Below are 17,821 nucleotides of genomic sequence, written 5' to 3'. Positions count from 1 at the left end.
TTGCACCGTCGCGACGGGCATGCAGGCATGCTCCTACGGCTTCATCTCTTCAAAGAACTTCTTCACGCTGTCGAAGAAGCCGGTTTTCTTCGGCGAGTGGCTGTGGCTGTTGCTGTCGTCGAAGCTTTTCTGGAGCTGACGTAGCAGGTCCTTTTGCTCTTCGTTCAGATTCACCGGGGTTTCGATCACGACCTTGCAGAGCAGATCGCCCGGGGCGCCGCCGCGAACCGGCTTCACGCCCTTGCCGCGCAGGCGGAACAGCCGGCCGGTTTGGGTTTCCGGCGGAATCTTGAGCTTCACGCGGCCGTCGAGTGTGGGCACTTCCAGCTCGCCGCCGAGCGAGGCGTCGACGAAGTTGATCGGCACGTCGCACTGCAGGTGCTTGCCGTCGCGCTGGAAGATCGGGTGCGACTTGATCGCCACCTGCACGTAAAGATCGCCAGCCGGGCCGCCGTTCACACCAGATTCGCCTTCGCCGTTCAAGCGAATGCGGTCGCCGGTATCCACGCCGGGCGGAATCTTGACCGAGAGCGTGCGAGTTTCGCGCACGCGGCCTTCGCTGTTGCACTTGTGGCACGGCACCTTGATCTGCATGCCGGAGCCGTGACAGGTCGGGCAGGTCTGCTGCACGGCGAAAAAGCCCTGCTGCATGCGCACCTGGCCCATGCCCTGACAGGTCGGACAGGTGTCCTTGCTGGTGCCGGGTTCGGCGCCGTCGCCATCGCAGCGATCGCAGGTGATATGGCGCGGAACGCGAATGTCGACGGTGGTGCCAGCGACCGCGTTTTCCAGATCGAGCTCCAGGTTATAGCGCAGATCCGAGCCGCGCGCCGGCGCGTTGGGCCCACGACGACGCCCGCCGCCACCGCCGAAAATGTCGCCAAACACGTCGCCGAAGATATCGCTGAAATCCCCCGCGCCGCCACCGCCGCCGCCAAAGCCGCCACCGCCCTGGCCATCGACGCCGGCATGGCCGAACTGGTCGTAGGCAGCGCGCTTTTGCTCGTCGCTGAGTACTTCGTAGGCATCGGATACGTCGCGGAATTTCTCGGCGGCGGTTTCGTCATCCGGGTTACGGTCAGGGTGGAATTTTTGCGCCAGGCGGCGGTAGGCCTTTTTGATCTCTTTCTGATCGGCCCCTTTTTCGACACCCAGGACTTCGTAGTAATCGCGCTTGGACATGGGTCCTACGCCTCCTGGTTAGGGTATGCTCTTGACGGTACGAACCGTGATCATCGTTTTGGTCCTGGAAACAGCAACGCGGGAGCTGGCTCCCGCGTTGCTGCGATCCTTACAGAAAGAGCGGTTACTGCTTCTTCTGCTCGTCGTTGACTTCTTCGTACTCGGCGTCGACAACGTCGTCTTCCGGCTTGGACTGGGCCTGTTCGCCCTCCTGACCTTCCGCAGCCTGAGAGGCATCTGCCTGCTCGGCATACATCTTCTGCGCGAGCTGGCCAGAGGCCTCGGTCAGCGCATCCAGTTTCTTCTGGATGTCGTCCTGGTCGTCGGTTTTCACCGCGGCTTCCAGGTCGCTGATGGCGGTTTCGATGTTTTGCTTCTCTTCATCGGTCGCCTTGTCGCCGGCTTCTTCCAGCGTCTTGCGCGTGGCGTGAATCATGCCGTCGGCCTGGTTACGTAGCTGCACGAGGGCTTCGAACTTCTTGTCTTCGTCGGCGTGAGCTTCGGCGTCGCGCACCATCTGCTCGACTTCTTCGTCCGACAGACCGCTCGAGGCCTTGATGACGATGGACTGCTCTTTACCCGTCGCCTTGTCCTTCGCGGAGACGTTCAGGATGCCGTTGGCGTCCAGATCAAAGGCCACTTCGATCTGCGGCACGCCGCGCGGCGCCGGCGGAATGTCGGCCAGATCGAAACGACCGAGCGACTTGTTCTGCGAAACCTGCTTACGTTCACCCTGCACGGCGTGAATGGTCACGGCCGTCTGGTTGTCATCCGCGGTGGAGAAGGTTTGGGTCTTCTTCGTCGGGATGGTGGTGTTTTTCTCGATCAGCGGCGTCATGACGCCACCAAGGGTCTCGATACCCAGCGTCAGCGGGGTCACGTCGAGCAGCAGCACGTCCTTGACGTCGCCACCGAGTACACCGCCCTGAATCGCGGCACCCACGGCCACGGCTTCGTCCGGATTGACGTCCTTGCGTGCTTCCTTGCCGAAGAAGTCAGCGGCTTTCTGCTGAACCAGCGGCATGCGCGTCTGACCGCCGACGAGGATGACGTCGTCGATTTCAGAGGCAGAAAGACCGGCGTCCTTCAGCGCCATCTTGCACGGCTCGAGCGAGCGCTGAACCAGCTCTTCGACCAGTGACTCGAGCTTGGCGCGGGTCACTTTCACGTTCAAGTGCTTGGGACCGGTGTTGTCTGCCGTAATGTAAGGCAGGTTCACGTCAGTCTGCTGGGCGCTTGAGAGCTCGATCTTGGCTTTCTCGGCGGCTTCTTTCAGGCGCTGCATGGCCAGGTTGTCGCCGGACAGATCGATGCCGCTGTCGGACTTAAACTGCGAGACCAGGTAGTTGATCAGTGACAGGTCAAAGTCTTCGCCGCCCAGGAAGGTGTCGCCGTTGGTGGCGAGTACTTCGAACTGGGTTTCACCGTCGACGTCGGCCACTTCGATGATGGAGATATCGAAGGTACCGCCACCCAAGTCATAGACCGCGATGGTCTTGTCGCCGCGCGACTTGTCCATGCCATAGGCGAGGGCCGCAGCGGTCGGCTCGTTGATGATGCGCTTGACGTCGAGACCGGCGATGCGGCCGGCATCCTTGGTGGCCTGGCGCTGGCTGTCGTTGAAGTAAGCTGGCACCGTGATGACCGCCTCGGTGACCGTTTCGCCGAGGTAGTCTTCGGCGGTCTTCTTCATCTTCTTGAGCACTTCCGCGCTGACCTGCGGCGGTGCCATTTTCTTGCCTTTGACTTCGACCCACGCGTCGCCGTTATCGGCTTCGGCGATCTTGTACGGCACCATCTTGATGTCTTTTTGAACGACGTCGTCCTTGAAACGACGGCCGATCAGACGCTTGATGGCGTACAGGGTGTTTTCCGGGTTGGTGACCGCCTGGCGCTTGGCGGACTGGCCGACCAGCGTTTCACCGTCATCGGTGTAAGCGATGATGGAGGGAGTGGTGCGGCCGCCCTCGGCGTTTTCGATGACCTTGGCGCTGTCGCCGTCGAGAACCGCCACGCAAGAGTTGGTGGTGCCCAGGTCAATACCAATAATACGTCCCATAGCAAAAACCTCGAATTCGGTGGTGACAAAAACTGTTGCAATCGGTCTGCGGTGATTACCGCGGGTTGGCCTTTATCTGGGGGCCGCCGTGAACTTTTCAAGGGGGGAATTTGCATTATCCCCCAACTCGACTAGCCCGCTTTCTGGCTGACCACGACCATCGCCGGGCGCACCAGGCGTCCGTTGAGCAAATACCCCTTCTGCACGACTTCCATTACCGTGTTGGGCTCGAGTTCCGGGTTGGGCACCATGGTCAGGGCCTCATGAACCTGCGGGTCGAAGGGCTCGCCACTGGGTTCGACGCTTTCGACGCCGAACTTGTTGAGCACGTCGAGCTGCATCTTGAGCGTCATGGACACACCTTCACGGTGCGCGTCAGAGGCATCCTCTTGCATGCTGTCCAGCGCTTTTTCCAGGCTATCCACCACCGGCAGCAGCTCCTTGACGAACTTCTCGAGAGCGAACTTGCGCGCCTTCTCCGCTTCCGCTTCGGCGCGGCGACGCACGTTCTGGGCCTCGGCAGACGCTCTGAGCGACTGATCCTTCGCCTCGGAAAGACTCTGTTCGAGCTCCTCGACGCGGGCCGCCAGCACCTCGGCTTCCGGGTTGCTCACGCCTTCGTCGAACGTTTCGGTACCCAGCGGCGACTCATCGTCCAGTACACCTTCGAGATCGCCTTCGATCAGGCGCTCTTCGTCGGCCTGCTCGGTTACTTCGGCGTCCTGCTCCTGGCGGGCCAGCTCGTCATCGATCGGGGTTTGCGGTTCTTTCGCCATGCCGTACTCCTGAATGCGGTCGCGGCGCGTAAGCGCCCGCTGGTTGAAATAAAGTGTGTGAGTTAAACGGGTTCATTAATGCGTATGCACGCTATATGGGGGCCTTGTTTGGCATCTCAAGAGGGGCATTGAAGTGAGTTATCGACTACTGTATAAAACAACAATCATTGTATAAGCATCCAGTTTCTATAGAGCCCTGCCCGGGAGGCCCTATGCTGACTCAGCTCGTCATTCAGGATTACGCCATCGTTGACCGTCTGGAACTCGATTTGACCGACGGCATGACTGCCATCACCGGGGAGACCGGGGCGGGTAAATCCATCCTGCTCGGCGCCCTGGGGCTTTGCCTGGGCGAGCGCGCCGACGCGGGGAGCGTGCGCCACGGCCGCGAACGCACCGACCTTTCGGCCAACTTCGACATTGCCCGCCTGCCCGCCGCCGCCGAGTGGCTCGAGGCGCGCGAACTCTCCTCTCAGGAGTGCTTGCTTCGCCGCGTGGTGACCGCCAGCGGCCGCTCCAAGGCGTGGATCAACGGCCAGCCGGCGACCATTGCCGATCTCAAGACGCTTGGCGAGCTGCTGATTCAGGTCCACGGCCAGCACGCCCACCAGGCGCTGATGCGCGAAGAGACTCACCTGGCGCTTTTGGACGACTACGCCGGTCTCAAGGGTAAACGCCAGGCGCTGGCCGAAACCTTCAAGGAGTGGCGCGCGACCCGCGCACGGCTTAAAAAGCGCAGCGAAGCGGGGAGCGAAGTCGAAGCGCGCCGCCAGCTTCTGCGCTACCAGGTCGAGGAGCTCGACCAGCTGGCGCTGGGCGAAGGTGAACTCGAGGTGCTCGAAGAGGAGCAGTCGACGCTTGCCCACGCCGAGGAGACCCTGCGTGAAACCCAGTTCGCCGTGGAGTGCTGCGAAAGCGATGACGGCGGCGCACTTTCGCTACTCAATCAGGCTTATGCCCGGCTCAGCGCCCTGCCTGGCAGCGACAAGGGCGTGCTGGCCAACACGCTAGCGATGCTCTCGGACGCCCGCATTCAGGTCGAAGAGGCCACGGGCGAGCTCGCCCGCTTTGCCAGTGTCACCGAGCTCGACCCGGAGCGCCTGTCGTGGGTCGACGAGCGCCTTACGGATGTGCACCGCATCGCGCGAAAGCATCACGTCGCCCCGGAGGAGCTCTACGCGCTGCACCAGTCGCTTGCCCGCGAAGTGGCCCAGCTGGAGGCAAGCGATGAAGACCTCGAGTCGCTAAGCAGTCAGGTCGCCGAATACCGTGAGCGCTACCGTCAGGACGCCAGGGCGCTTTCCGAGGCGCGTCAAAAAGCCGCCGGCAAACTGGGCAAGGAAGTGCAGCAGCAGCTCGCGTTTCTGGCCATGGGCAAGGCGCGCTTCGAGGTGGCCGTCTCGAGCCGCGAAACGCCCGCTCAGGACGGGCTGGATCAGGTACAGTTTTTGATCAGCGCCAACCCTGGCCAACCCGCCCGGCCGCTGACGAAGGTCGCCTCTGGCGGTGAGCTTTCACGCATCAGTCTGGCCATCCAGGTGGTCGCGGCCAGCCACTCCACCATCCCGAGTCTGGTGTTCGACGAAGTGGATGTGGGCATCTCTGGCGCTACGGCCGAAATCGTCGGCCAACTGCTGCGCCGGCTCGGTGAAAAGGGCCAGGTGATGACCGTTACCCACCTGCCCCAGGTGGCCGCCCAGGCGCATCAGCACCTGCATATCGAAAAGCAGGCCAAACGCGACAGCACCCTGACGCACATGGCGCTGCTCGATGAAAAAGGGCGGGTGAGCGAGCTGGCGCGCATGCTGGGCGGGGTCAAACTCTCGGAGCAGACGCTGGCCCACGCCCGCGAAATGCTCAACGCCAGCCAGCGCCCACCGCACTGAAAAGCGACGTTCGATAAAAACCAAAACGCCCCTGCCGCGATCGCGGCAGGGGCGTTTTTTGGCGTGCACCGTTTTTGTTATACGGCCGAAAGTACTGTGCGTATCAGGCTTTGGGACGCACGTAGAGCACCAGCGCGTGGTCGATCAGCTCGAAACCGTGCTCTTCGGCGATCTCCTGCTGACGCCGTTCGATGACCTCATCGACGAACTCGATGATCTCACCGCTTTCCAGGCACACCATGTGGTCGTGGTGGTCTTCCTGGGTCATCTCGAAAACCGCATGGCCGCCGTCGAAATTGTGACGAATCACAAGGCCCGCCGACTCGAACTGAGTCAGTACGCGGTAGACGGTCGCAAGCCCCACATCCTCGCCCGCATCGATGAGTGTTTTATACACTTCTTCTGCGCTAAGGTGGTGTTGGCCCGAAGCATTTTCGAGAATCTGCAGGATCTTGACACGCGGCAGGGTCACTTTTAGCCCGGCTTTGCGTAGTTCATGGTTCTGATCGGCCATGGTTGCTCTTCGCAGTAACAGGTTAGGTCGGGTATCATCGACCGAAACCACGATAGTGAAGAACAGGACCAAATGCAAAAATTGACTCGTATCATTACGCTTTCCGTTGCCCTGACCGTCGTCAGCGGCTGCAGCTACGTCGGCGTCTACAAGCGCGACATCCCCCAGGGCAATCTGGTGACCCAGGAAATGGTCAGCCAGCTACAGCCGGGCATGACCCAGGAGCAGGTCACCTACGTAATGGGACGCCCGCTTCTGGAGGCGCCTTTCGACTCCCGCGAGTGGGACTACGTCTACCGATTGGACAAGGCCTACGCTGGGGTGGAGCAGCGCCGCGTCACGCTGACCTTCGATGACACAGGTCGACTCGTTAACATTGAGCAGCAGGGCGATCTCTCCCGCTCCCCGTCGATCAGTGCCAATCGCGGCGCCGGCCCGGCGCTGGAGACCACGGACCCGGTCATGCCGCTTCTGACGCCGAACCAGCAAACGCCGACGCCCACCCCGGAGAACGCACCGGCGGCCACACCCGCCGCCACACCGGAGCCAACCCCGGTCATCGTGACGGAGTAAGAAAGGCTACCGCCTTGCCTGGCGCTCGGCACGCGCCAGGCGGGCGGCCTTCGGGTCGATCTCGAGCGGGCGATACACTTCGATGCGATCCCCCGGACTCAGCGTGTGGCGCTGCGGCTCGCGTAGCGCCTTGCCGAAGATACCCAGGGGAGCGTGAGCAAACACGTCTTCTGACTGCTCGGGAAATAGTGTCGGGAGGTTGGCTTTCATCACCGCTTCGCGGGCGGTGGTGTAGGGTGTGACCTCGACCACGACCAGGTGCTGTTTGGCTGGCGTGGCAAACGCCACCTCAACGGCGAACAGCTGCTCAGCGGCCATAGAGTTCATCCGCGCGCTTGGTGAATGCATCGACCAACTGCCCGGCAATTTGCTGAAACAGCTTGCCAAAAGCCATGCCTAGCAGCCGATTGGCAAACTCGAACTCCATTTCCAGGCTAACCTTGCAGGTGTCTTCTCCCATGGGGGTGAATAACCACCGCCCTTTCAGGCGCTTGAACGGCCCGTCGACGAGCGAAAGTTCGATACGCTCTGGTGCGTAAAGATCGTTACGCGTGGTGATGGTTTGTTCGACGCCAGCACGACCCAGCGTCATCTCTCCGATCAGGTGCGACTCGTCGCGCTCGAGCAATCGGGCACGACGGCACCCGGGCAAAAATTCCGGGTAGTGTTCGAAGTCATTGACCAGATCGAACATCTGTTGGGGGGTGTGCCGCACCAGGGCGGAACGATTAACGGTTGGCATTGACCTCTCCGCTGACTTCACAGTGCCCACAGCGTATCATGGGAAACATTATTTCAGACCTTGAATGGTACCACGCCTCCCCCAATAACGAAGGGGGGCTACCGACAGATTAACGATGAGGTTTCATGGCCACTAAGAAAGGCAAGACCAAGGGCCCCAGCAGCAGCGTGATCGCTCAAAACAAGAAGGCGCGGTTCGAATACCATATCGACGAAACCTTCGAGGCGGGTCTGTCGCTGGCCGGCTGGGAAGTCAAAAGCCTGCGCGCGGGTAAAGCGCAGCTCACCGATACCTACATTCTGGTGCGTAACGGCGAGGCGTTTTTGCTTGGTAGTCACATCATGCCGCTCAACACCGCCAGCACTCACGAGATCGCCGACCCGACCCGCACGCGTAAACTGCTGCTTCACCGCAAGGAGATCGCCAAGATCTTCTCGGTCACTCAGGACAAGGGCCACACCTGCGTACCGCTGAAGCTTTACTGGAAGCGCAACATGGTCAAGTGCGAGCTGGCGCTGGTGACCGGTAAACAGCTGCACGACAAGCGTGCCACCGAAAAGGATCGCGACTGGAATCGTCAAAAAGGACGAATCATGCGGGAACATAACCGCGCGTAGCTGGTCAATTCACGTTGAGCACGTTAGAATGCTCAGTTCTGGGGGCGACATGGTTTCGACGCCGGTGACAAACCCTGCGGTGCATGCCGAGAGCGTGATGTATCTCGTAAATACCACATCACGAAAAATAGTCGCAAACGACGAAAACTACGCTCAAGGCGCGCTGGCAGCTTAAACCCTGCTAGCTTCTTGTCTGGCCCTGCGGTGATGTGCCTATTCATCGCCAAGGGGATATGAGCTAAAGCTGATAGGACCGCGGTTGGCGGTGTCTTCTCGTCAACCGTTAAACCTTAGAAGGCTCGCGTAGCTGGATCCTGATCGTCGGAGCCAGTCGCGCTAAAGCAAAAGACGAAATCTAAGCATGTAGAGCCAATGGGCGAGTGCTGGCGGACGCGGGTTCAATTCCCGCCGCCTCCACCAACACCCCACAAAAAAAGCACCTTCGGGTGCTTTTTTTGTGCCTGGTGATTAAACGCTGATCGAACCAGAACCGGTTAGCGCTCGTAGCCGCAAAATCGAGGGGTTTGCTCGCTCGGCGCATGAGCCGAGCGAGTCAACAAGCCGCGAGTCACTTATACAGCCGTCACCGCCTGCTCGCCGCTCAACACGCGATTGACATTGTCCGCAGCCAAATCGCACATTGCGTTTCGCGTTTGAAACGTGGAGGAGCCGATGTGGGGCAAGCAGACCGCGTTGTCCAGCGCCATGAGCGGAGACTCTGTAGAGAGCGGCTCTTTTTCGTAGACATCCAGACCTGCACAGTGCAGCGTGCCATCCTGCAGACAGGCAATCAGCTCGCTTTCGCGCACGACCTTGCCGCGTGAAATGTTTACAAACACGGCGTGCGGGCGGGTTAGCGCGAACTGCTCCTGGCCGATCAACCCCTCGGTCTGCGCATCCAGCGGGATCGTCACACAGATGAAATCCGACTCCCGAAACAGGGTGTCCAGATCAACGCGCTGCGCTTGCAGCGTCTCTTCCACGTCGGGTTTGGCCGAGCGGTTATAGTAATTGATCTGCATGCCAAAGCCGTCGTGGCCTCGTTTGGCAACGGCCTGGCCAATGCGCCCCATCCCAACGACGCCCAGCGTTTTACCGTGCACATCGACACCGAAGTCACGGCGCGCCAGCGACGAGGTCCACTCGTGGTTGCGCACCTTGCGCAGCATTTCACCGGCACGCCGCGCGGCCATCATCATCAGCAGAAAACCGGTGTCTGCGGTCGACTCGGTCAACACATCCGGCGTATTGGTCAATACGATTCCGCGCTGATGCATCGCCTCGATGGGATAGCTATCGACACCGACCGAGACACTGGCGACCACTTTCAGGTTGGGCGCCTTATCCAACAGCGCCTCGGTAAATTTCACGTTCGAGCCAAGATAGGCGTCCGCGTGCTCCATGGCCTGCTCAAAATCGGCCTTGTCCTGCTCGCTGGACAAGCGGGTAAAGTGCGTCAGGTTATAGGATGCGCCCAACACCTCGATCAGTTCCGGATACAGCTCGTGAACAACTACCAGGTTTTGCTTTGCCATGACATAAACTCCCTATTCTCGATCAACTTGATGGCGCGGATTTCCAGGAACTGCGCAGCGACATCACCAAAAACACCACCGCCAGAAGTAGTAACGCCACACTGACCGGGCGGGTAAAGAACGGTGTCCAGTCGCCGTCGAAAACCTGTAGCCCACGGCGTAGATTGGTTTCGGCCACGTTCCCCAGTATCAAACCGATTACCGCCGGTGCCACGCCAAACCCGAAACGGTTCAGAAAAAAGCCCAGCAGGCCAAGGCCGACCATGAGATACACATCGAAAAAGTCCCGGTTGACGCTGTAAACGCCTATTGAATGACTGTGCATTTTTCGTGAACTTTTTATAGAGCACTACCAAGCAAACCCGGCCCTTTAGACAGTTGACGAAAACCTTACAACGCTTGACTTGAAAACTATTGACCGGAATGCTCGACCGGCTCACCGTTGGCGTACTTGACCCAGGTTTTCCCCAAGTGGTTACGCAACTCGTCTCCGACTCGCTTGCCGTCGCGCGCCTCCAGCGCCGCCAGAATCGCTTCGTGCTCCTCCATGGCGGTGGCCCACTTTTCGTTTCTTTGATTCGACAGATAGCGAACACGGTACAGCTGACGACTCAAATTCGCGTGCATATCGATCAGCGTCGAGTTACCTGAAAGCGATACGATCCGGTTGTGGATATCCTGGTTCAAGCGAAAGTAGTTCTGCCGGTCCCGCCTCACGAACGCTGCTTTCATCTCGTAATGCAGCGCTTGAAATTCGGCAATGTCGTCATCGGTTGCCACCGCGCAAGTGAGTTCCGCCGCCGCTTGCTCCAGTACGCTTAAAACATACGCCTTTTCCTTCATGTCAGAGGCACTGACATCGGCCACTACGGCGCCCCGGTTCGGTGATATCACCACAAGACCCTCGGCCGCCAGGATTTTCAGCGCTTCGCGCAGCGGCGTACGCGACACATTCAGCTCGACGGCGAGTGTACGCTCGGGCAGGCGCTGACCCGGCTGAAAATGATCCATCACGATGTGCTCGCGCAGGTAGTGAGCCACCTTTTCAACCAGGCCAGCGTGCGTCGTCCGAGCGGTCTCTTCCATGGCGTTATTCACGGTTGTTGGCAATGGGTAAGATTGGCATACCAAAAACTACCTTTCAAATAAAACCAATACACCTAGCGCTTTTTTAATTCACCAGTATATTCATAAACTTACATATCATAAAAATAAATAGCGACTAAAGTAGAAGTCCCGTGTCGTTGACCTTCCAAATGGTATACCACTAAATTCTTCCCATCCTATTATCGTTTGCCGCGTGGCCGAATGCTTAAAAAGCGCCATGCTGCACTACCTCTACTCACGGCCCTGCGCCAGGAACTGCTTTTTACCCATGAATTACTTGAACCATTTTGAAAGCGACAATACCGTAGAGGCTTGTATTGCGGGCGCCGGCGACTTTGGCCGCGGCGTATTGCGCCAGGCACGTAAGATGAAAAATCTTTCGGCGCGCATCGCCATCGATATCAATCCCGAACGAGCCAAGGAAGCCTTGGAACATGCGGGCATTGATGCCGCCGATATAATGGTATGCCATTCTCGTGAAGAAGCTGAAAGCGCGTGGTCGAAAGGGCATTTTATAGCGACCGCGGCGTTCCATACTGTGCAAACGCTACCCTTCGACATCCTCGTCGAATCGACCGGCATTCCGGATGTGGGCGCACGGTATGCCGAGAGCGCGATTCTGGCGGGTAAACATGTCGGTATCGCCACCAAGGAAACCGAATCGGTCGTCGGACCGTATCTTACGCGCTTGGCTCAACAGCACGGCGTGCTTTTCACTCCTCTCGATGGTGACCAGCCCAGCCTTTTGGTCGGTCTATTGACTTGGGCTGAAACGCTTGGGTTTGAAATTATTTCGGCTGGCAAGAGTAGCGAGTACGACTTCATCTGGGATGAAGCGAAAGCAACGGTCACCTGCAATGGAAACGAGTACAGCGCCGCCGACATGACCTCGCTTTGGGCACTGGATGAAAACGATGCTCGCGCAACGGTCAGCGCACGCAGCGATGTGCTCTCGGACATTCCCCAAATCTCAGTGCCGGATCTATGCGAAATGGTCAACGTGGCCAACGCCACCGGCCTGCAGCCCGACCTACCCGAATTTCATGCCATGGTGCTGCGTACCATCGAAGTGCCCACGCTGCTGGATACCGAGGCTCACGGCGGTGTCCTTCGAGGCAATCGACGTTTGGAGGTGTTCAACTGTCTGCGCCGCCCGGATGAGCTGAGCTTTGCCGGCGGTGTTTTCGTGGTGGTGCGCTGCGAGGATCCCCACGTCTGGCAACTGCTTCGCGACAAGGGCCACGTGTTGAGCCAAAGCGGCGATAGCGCCATGGTGTATCTGCCGCGCCACCTACTGGGTCTCGAAGCCCCCATTTCGCTTCTCGATGCGGTACTCAACGGCTTGCCCTCGGGCGGCGGTAATGCCACCACGCCCAAGTTCGATCTGACGGCGCGCGCCACTCAGGCCATCGCCGCCGGTCAGCTGCTCGAAATGAAGGGTCATCACCGCCACATCGAAGGTCTGCGCCCGGAAATTCATCCCGCCGAAGCGCTGGCCGGTAGTGCCAACGTACCGTTTTATCTGCTTCCCGGTGCAAAAATCATCCGTGATATCGATGCTGGCCAACCGATCACGCTGACCGATGTGGAGCTACCGGAGAGCAAGCTGAAGGAACTTCGCCTCAAGCAGGACGAGCTGTTTGCCGGATAACCTTCCGAATCGCCATCGGGGTAGCGATCCTTGCTGCCCTTGTTCCATGTAGATAACCGCTAAAAGCAACAATAACCGCTTTGGAGAAAAACATGCCGACTCAACTTCGTTTCAAGCACGCTGCCCTTGGCCTCGCGCTCGTGGGAACTGTCACTACCGTTCAGGCTGATGAAGAGGCAGAGGCCTATCCCAGCAAGGCCATCCAGTTTCTGGTGGCCGCCGGCGCCGGCGGCGGCACCGATAACTTCGCCCGCGTCGTTCGCCCCATGTTCGAAGAGGCGGTAGACGGTGCACGCATCACTGTCATCAACCTGCCAGCCGCCTCGGGTGCGCTTGCCCACCAGCGCGCGGCGAACGGTGACCCCGATGGCCATACGCTGGACTTTGCCTCGACAACGTTCATTACCTCTCTGGCGGCGGGTCAAAACCCGGTGGGTCTGGATCAATTGACCCCCGTTGCTCGTATGCAGTCCGATGTCATGGCCCTGTTCGTTAACCCGGAGCGGTTCGAGAGCTTCGAGGAATTCAAACAGTACGCCGAGGAAAATCCGGGCGAGGTCACGGTTGGCGGGACGCACACCGCAAGTCCCGATCACATGGCGTTTCTCTCGCTGGCGGATGCCTCGGGTCTGGACATGAACTTCATTCCCTACGACAGCACGGGCAATGCAACGGCCAACGTACTGGGCGGCAATATCGACGCCACCACGACATCGCTCAGCCCGCTTTTGAGCTATATCGATGCAGGTCAAATGGCCCCCATTCTGGTCTTCAGCGATGAGCGCCTCGAGGATTACCCGGACGTTCCGACCACGATGGAGCACAACTGGGATCTGACCGACGGCAACGACCGAGCGGTGTTCGTCAACGCTGAAACGCCACAGCCGATCGTTGCGCGTCTGGAAGAGATCCTCAAGGAGGTCTACGACTCCGAGGAATACCAGGAGTACGCCGAGCGGGTCAATCTCGACTATCGCGAAGGCTGGATGAACGGTGATGAGTACCGCAAGCGTCTGGAAAACAACTTCACGCTTTACTCGCGCCTGCTTGAAAACGAGTGATGCGCCCAGGCTTGCCTGACGCGCCACTCTTCATTCGCATCAAGGACCGGCCTTTCGAGGCCGGTCTTCCCATGTCCGCTCAGGATTTACCATGCACGCCAGAATCTCTATTTTTGCTCTGGGGATCGTGTTACTCGCAGTCGTGGGGCTCTACCCCACCCTGCAATTCCCAAGCTCTGCTCAAGTCTCTACCTTCATCGGCCCGCGGGTCTGGCCCCTGACGCTGCTTATCATTCTGTCCGTACTGGGTATCGCGCTGCTGGCGCTGACCTGGCGCGACCGCGCCCGTGCCCGTGCCCGTGCCCGTGCCAACGTCGATATTGAAGAAAAGCGTCCCAGCGATAATAGCGGTGCCTTCTCGATAGGACGTACGCGCCACTGGTGGTTCATCGCCGCCGCCGTCGGATACACCCTGTTGATGCAGGTCGCCGGCTTTTTGATTGCGAGCGTGGTGTTCACGCTCGCCGGCACGCTGCTGCTGGGCGCCCGCTCGTGGATCACCATTGCCATCACGCTGGTCGTGGCCGTCGTGCTGATGCAGGGCGTCTTCGTCTCCCTGCTCGGCATCCCCATGCCCTGAGACTGCTTCACTACCCCTTAATTGTTCCGGGAGTCGATCATGCTAGAAAATTTCCTGGCCGGGTTAGCCGTGGTGATGCAACCACTGAACCTGCTGCTGTTAACCTCCGCCGTTTTCATCGGCTTCATCGGCGGCGCGCTGCCGGGTATCAGCGGCGTAATTCTGGTCGTCATACTACTGCCGGTGACCTACGGCATGGAGCCGACCACCGCTTTCATGGTACTGACCGCGATCTATGGGGCTACGGTGTTCTCAGGACTGATCACCGCCATTCTCTACCGCGCGCCGGGCACGCCAGAAGCGGTCATGACCGCCTTCGATGGCTACCCGATGACCCAGCGCGGTGAAGCGGGCAAGGCGCTGGGGATCGGCGTGCTAAGCTCGGCCATTGGCGGCATCGTCGGCACCATCGCACTTATCATCTTTACGCCCCTTCTGGCGAACATGGCGATCAAGTTCTCGTCGCCGGAGTACTTTGCGCTGGCCGTGCTGGGTTTGACCGTCGTGGCATCATTAGGCGGACGCCTCATCTTTGGCTTGATCGGTGCGGCACTTGGGCTTTTCATCGCCACCATCGGCATCGACCCGCTCACCGGCACCAGCCGCTACACCTTTGGCAACCTCAACCTGGCGGAAGGCGTGGGCTTGATTCCGGTCATCGTGGGACTTTTTGCGGTGTCCGAAGTCATGAAGCGGACCCTGGATCACGAAAGCCACCAGCCGCTCACGAAAGTGAAGGTCAAAATCTTCGATATGCCCATTCTGCGCCAGATCGGCGCCACGCTGTCGCGCTCCTCGATCATCGGCGTCATCATCGGCATTCTGCCCGGCATCGGGGCGAGCACGGCGGCCATGGTCAGCTATAGCGAAACGGTGCGCTGGTCCAAGCATCCGGAAAAATTCGGCAAGGGTGCCCCGGAAGGTATCGCAGCCCCGGAATCCGCCAACAACGCGGCCGCCATGGGGGCGTTGGTGCCTCTTTTCGCACTGGGTATTCCCGGAAGCGGTACCACCGCCGTCATTCTGGGCGCCTTCATCATGCACGGCCTGCAGCCGGGGCCGATGTTCATGCTCACCAGTAGCGATTTGATCTACGCGGTATTCGCCGGGCTTTTCATCGTCAACTTCATGATCCTGCTTTTTTCCAAACCGTTCATCGTGTTGTTCACAAAACTTCTGAACGTACCCTACTCGGCACTCGGCCCGATTATCATCATGTGTTGCGTGGTGGGCACCTACTCGGTACGTAACTCCATGTTCGATGTCTGGCTAATGTTAGGCTTTGGGGTCATGGGTTATCTGCTCGAAAAGATCAACTTTCCCATGGTATCGATCATTCTGGGGCTGGTACTTGGCCCTATCGCCGAAAGCGAGCTGCGCCGGTCGCTATCGATGTCGCAAGGGAGCTTCGACATCTTTCTGGATCGTCCGATCAGTGCCACGCTGCTGGCGGTGGCACTGGTGTTGCTGACAGCTACGCTCGTCATGCCACTCATCAAACGCGCACGGCGCCGCACAGCGACTCAAGGAGAAGCAACATGACCATCGTACTGGGCGCCATCGCCGACGATTTTACCGGGGCGACCGACCTGGCCAACAACCTGGTTCGCGGCGGCATGCGCTGCGTGCAGGTAATCGGGGTGCCGGACTCGCTGCCTGATCTGTCCGATGTCGATGCCGTCGTAGTGGCGCTCAAATCGCGCTCCTGCGCCTCAGAGGAGGCCATCGCCGACTCCGTCGCCGCCCTGGATTGGCTGCGCGAACTGGGCGCGCGTCAGATTTTTTTCAAGTACTGCTCGACCTTCGATTCGACCGATCAGGGCAATATCGGCCCGGTGGCGGATGCCTTGCTCGATCATTTGGGCGCCGTGCAGACCATAATGGTGCCAGCGTTTCCGATCAACGGTCGTACGGTCTACCAGGGCCACCTGTTCGTCGGTGATCGTCTCTTGAACGACAGCGGCATGCAGCACCATCCGCTCACGCCCATGACTGATGCGGATCTCGTGCGCGTTCTTGCTCGCCAGACCCCGCACACAGTGGGTCTCATCAACCGCGCCGTACTGACCCAGGGCCCGGAAGCCACGCGCCAGCGCCTGGCTGACCTGAAAGCTGATGAAGTGCGTCACGTCATTTGCGATAGCGTGGACGAAAGCGATCTTGAAACGCTGGCCGGTGCCACCGTCGACTTGCCACTGGTCACCGGTGGCTCTGGGCTAGGTCAGGCCCTGCCCGCGCAGTATCGTCACAAGGGCTGGCTTGCAGATATTTCCAAGCCCGGCCGGCTCGAGCCTGCCTCCGGCAGTGCGCTGGTGCTGTCGGGAAGCTGCTCGCGCGCCACTTTGGCCCAGGTCGATGACTTTTTGACGCGTTCTCCAGAAGGCGGTTTTGCCATCGACCCGCTGGCGCTGTCACGGGATAACACTCACTGGCAAGATGCTCATGATTTTGCGCTGTCGCGTATCGAGCAAAACGCGCCGGTGCTGATTTACGCCTCCGCCGACCCGGAAAAAGTAAAGACTGCCCAGGCAAAACTCGGCGTGGCGAAGGCCGGCCACCTCGTTGAGCAAGCGCTCAGCCAGTTGGCCGTCTCGCTAGTCGACAAGGGCGTGGGGCGCCTGCTGGTCGCCGGGGGCGAAACCTCGGGGGCGGTGGTATCCGCGTTGGGAATTACCGCGCTTCGCATTGGCGAACAAATCGACCCGGGCGTGCCCTGGACCCAGGCACAGCTGGAAGGCCACGCCGCGCCGCTTTCGCTTGCCTTGAAATCGGGCAATTTCGGCGGCGTCGACTTTTTCACACGCGCTTTCGAGGTGTTGCCATGAGTATTCACGAGCACAACCAGCTGCGCGAGCAGATCAGCACACTGGGAAAATCACTGTTCGATCGCGGCCTGACCATGGGTTCGAGCGGCAATATCAGCGTGCGCCTGGAAAGCGGCGGCTGGCTCATGACGCCGACCAACGCCTGCCTTGGCCGACTGGACCCGGCGCGCATATCGCACCTGGATCAAAACGGGCAGTTATTGAGCGGTGACAAGCCGACCAAGGAGCACTTCTTGCACACCGCCATGTACGACGAGCGCCCGCAGTCCGGTGCGATCGTCCACCTGCACTCCACTCATTCGGTCGCGGTCTCCTGCCTGCCCGGTATCGACCCTTGTGACTGCATTCCTCCCATCACCGCCTACTACGCCATGCGCGTAGGCAAACTGCCGCTGGTGCCCTACCACGTGCCGGGCGATGAAAAATTGGGGGATGCCGTGCGCGGCCTGGCGGGCCAGCATAGCGCCGTGCTGCTGGCCAATCACGGCCCGGTCGTGGCGGGAAAGAATCTGGAAGCGGCGGTCTACGCCACCGAGGAGCTCGAAGAAACCGCGAAGCTGTTTTTGCTGCTGCGCGGTGAAAATCCGCGCATTCTGACGCCAGAGCAGGTCGCCGAACTCGAAGCGCGCTATCCGCGCGACTAAAAAACTCATCGCTCAAACGCCTCGATCACAAGCCCTCTTTAAAAAGCGAAGCTGCACACTTCGCTTTTT

At 59.7% G+C, this 17,821-nt stretch carries 19 protein-coding genes and 1 other RNA gene; 10 read left to right on the top strand and 10 right to left on the bottom strand.

Annotated elements, in window-relative coordinates:
* Positions 1-33: 33 nt before the first annotated feature.
* The 3 genes from dnaJ to grpE all read right to left on the bottom strand — a co-directional run bounded on the left by dnaJ (position 34) and on the right by grpE (position 4,017).
* Positions 34-1,182 (bottom strand): molecular chaperone DnaJ, encoded by a 1,149-nt coding sequence (gene dnaJ / locus RN347_RS01840; RefSeq protein ID WP_263585315.1) that lies wholly within the window; start codon positions 1,180-1,182, stop codon positions 34-36.
* A 124-nt stretch (positions 1,183-1,306) separates the two neighbouring features.
* Complete coding sequence (gene dnaK / locus RN347_RS01835; RefSeq protein ID WP_263585316.1) at positions 1,307-3,241, bottom strand: molecular chaperone DnaK; 1,935 nt, start codon at positions 3,239-3,241, stop codon at positions 1,307-1,309.
* Between the two features lie 131 nt (positions 3,242-3,372).
* Positions 3,373-4,017, bottom strand: coding sequence for a nucleotide exchange factor GrpE (gene grpE / locus RN347_RS01830; protein ID WP_311959706.1), 645 nt, complete (start codon positions 4,015-4,017; stop codon positions 3,373-3,375).
* Between the two features lie 212 nt (positions 4,018-4,229).
* Here grpE and recN point away from each other — a divergent pair, with 212 nt between their 5' ends.
* Entirely contained in the window at positions 4,230-5,903 is a 1,674-nt protein-coding gene (gene recN / locus RN347_RS01825; RefSeq protein ID WP_311959704.1) for a DNA repair protein RecN, read from the top strand.
* A gap of 103 nt (positions 5,904-6,006) precedes the next feature.
* Here recN and fur read toward each other — a convergent pair whose 3' ends face one another.
* Positions 6,007-6,417: a ferric iron uptake transcriptional regulator gene (fur, locus tag RN347_RS01820; protein WP_263585319.1), complete on the bottom strand. Its 411-nt coding sequence runs from the start codon at positions 6,415-6,417 to the stop codon at positions 6,007-6,009.
* Positions 6,418-6,489: 72 nt separating this feature from the next.
* Here fur and RN347_RS01815 point away from each other — a divergent pair, with 72 nt between their 5' ends.
* Positions 6,490-6,990, top strand: coding sequence for an outer membrane protein assembly factor BamE (locus tag RN347_RS01815; RefSeq protein WP_311959701.1), 501 nt, complete (start codon positions 6,490-6,492; stop codon positions 6,988-6,990).
* A gap of 6 nt (positions 6,991-6,996) precedes the next feature.
* On the opposite strand, the gene RN347_RS01810 is transcribed toward RN347_RS01815, so the two are convergent.
* Both RN347_RS01810 and RN347_RS01805 read right to left on the bottom strand, forming a co-directional pair.
* The gene (locus tag RN347_RS01810) at positions 6,997-7,308 is read right to left on the bottom strand and encodes an RnfH family protein (protein WP_311959698.1); all 312 of its coding nucleotides are present in this window, start codon (positions 7,306-7,308) and stop codon (positions 6,997-6,999) included.
* Positions 7,298-7,732, bottom strand: coding sequence for a type II toxin-antitoxin system RatA family toxin (locus tag RN347_RS01805; protein WP_311959694.1), 435 nt, complete (start codon positions 7,730-7,732; stop codon positions 7,298-7,300). The genes RN347_RS01810 and RN347_RS01805 overlap by 11 nt, the downstream gene beginning before the upstream one ends.
* A gap of 125 nt (positions 7,733-7,857) precedes the next feature.
* Here RN347_RS01805 and smpB point away from each other — a divergent pair, with 125 nt between their 5' ends.
* Complete coding sequence (smpB, locus tag RN347_RS01800; RefSeq protein ID WP_263585323.1) at positions 7,858-8,349, top strand: SsrA-binding protein SmpB; 492 nt, start codon at positions 7,858-7,860, stop codon at positions 8,347-8,349.
* 40 nt (positions 8,350-8,389) lie between these two features.
* Positions 8,390-8,769: a transfer-messenger RNA gene (gene ssrA, locus RN347_RS01795) on the top strand.
* A 152-nt stretch (positions 8,770-8,921) separates the two neighbouring features.
* Here the strand turns inward: ssrA and RN347_RS01790 are convergent.
* The 4 genes from RN347_RS01790 to RN347_RS01775 form a co-directional block, all read right to left on the bottom strand.
* The gene (locus RN347_RS01790) at positions 8,922-9,884 is read right to left on the bottom strand and encodes a D-glycerate dehydrogenase (RefSeq protein WP_311959690.1); all 963 of its coding nucleotides are present in this window, start codon (positions 9,882-9,884) and stop codon (positions 8,922-8,924) included.
* 22 nt (positions 9,885-9,906) lie between these two features.
* Positions 9,907-10,209: a tripartite tricarboxylate transporter permease gene (locus RN347_RS01785; protein WP_311959687.1), complete on the bottom strand. Its 303-nt coding sequence runs from the start codon at positions 10,207-10,209 to the stop codon at positions 9,907-9,909.
* A gap of 86 nt (positions 10,210-10,295) precedes the next feature.
* On the bottom strand, positions 10,296-10,970 hold the full coding sequence (locus tag RN347_RS01780) for a GntR family transcriptional regulator (RefSeq protein ID WP_311959684.1): 675 nt from the start codon (positions 10,968-10,970) through the stop codon (positions 10,296-10,298).
* 283 nt (positions 10,971-11,253) lie between these two features.
* Positions 11,254-11,526, bottom strand: coding sequence for a hypothetical protein (locus RN347_RS01775; RefSeq protein ID WP_311959680.1), 273 nt, complete (start codon positions 11,524-11,526; stop codon positions 11,254-11,256).
* 3 nt (positions 11,527-11,529) lie between these two features.
* Between RN347_RS01775 and RN347_RS01770 the strand changes: the two genes are divergently transcribed.
* The 6 genes from RN347_RS01770 to otnC all read left to right on the top strand — a co-directional run bounded on the left by RN347_RS01770 (position 11,530) and on the right by otnC (position 17,752).
* Complete coding sequence (locus RN347_RS01770) at positions 11,530-12,642, top strand: flagellar biosynthesis protein FlgA (protein ID WP_311959677.1); 1,113 nt, start codon at positions 11,530-11,532, stop codon at positions 12,640-12,642.
* 92 nt (positions 12,643-12,734) lie between these two features.
* On the top strand, positions 12,735-13,703 hold the full coding sequence (locus RN347_RS01765; protein ID WP_311959673.1) for a tripartite tricarboxylate transporter substrate binding protein: 969 nt from the start codon (positions 12,735-12,737) through the stop codon (positions 13,701-13,703).
* Between the two features lie 91 nt (positions 13,704-13,794).
* Positions 13,795-14,283: a tripartite tricarboxylate transporter TctB family protein gene (locus RN347_RS01760; RefSeq protein ID WP_311959670.1), complete on the top strand. Its 489-nt coding sequence runs from the start codon at positions 13,795-13,797 to the stop codon at positions 14,281-14,283.
* Between the two features lie 39 nt (positions 14,284-14,322).
* Positions 14,323-15,825 (top strand): tripartite tricarboxylate transporter permease, encoded by a 1,503-nt coding sequence (locus RN347_RS01755; RefSeq protein WP_311959667.1) that lies wholly within the window; start codon positions 14,323-14,325, stop codon positions 15,823-15,825.
* Complete coding sequence (gene otnK / locus RN347_RS01750; RefSeq protein ID WP_311959664.1) at positions 15,822-17,108, top strand: 3-oxo-tetronate kinase; 1,287 nt, start codon at positions 15,822-15,824, stop codon at positions 17,106-17,108. Before RN347_RS01755 ends, otnK begins: the two co-directional genes overlap by 4 nt.
* On the top strand, positions 17,105-17,752 hold the full coding sequence (gene otnC, locus RN347_RS01745) for a 3-oxo-tetronate 4-phosphate decarboxylase (protein ID WP_311959662.1): 648 nt from the start codon (positions 17,105-17,107) through the stop codon (positions 17,750-17,752). Before otnK ends, otnC begins: the two co-directional genes overlap by 4 nt.
* The last annotated feature ends 69 nt before the right edge of the window (positions 17,753-17,821 follow it).

It is taken from the genome of Halomonas sp. PAMB 3264, assembly GCF_031954245.1.
Taxonomy (GTDB): Bacteria; Pseudomonadota; Gammaproteobacteria; order Pseudomonadales; family Halomonadaceae; genus Vreelandella.
The sequence above is the reverse complement of the archived record's forward strand: the minus strand, read 5'-3'. Positions and strand labels throughout refer to the sequence as shown.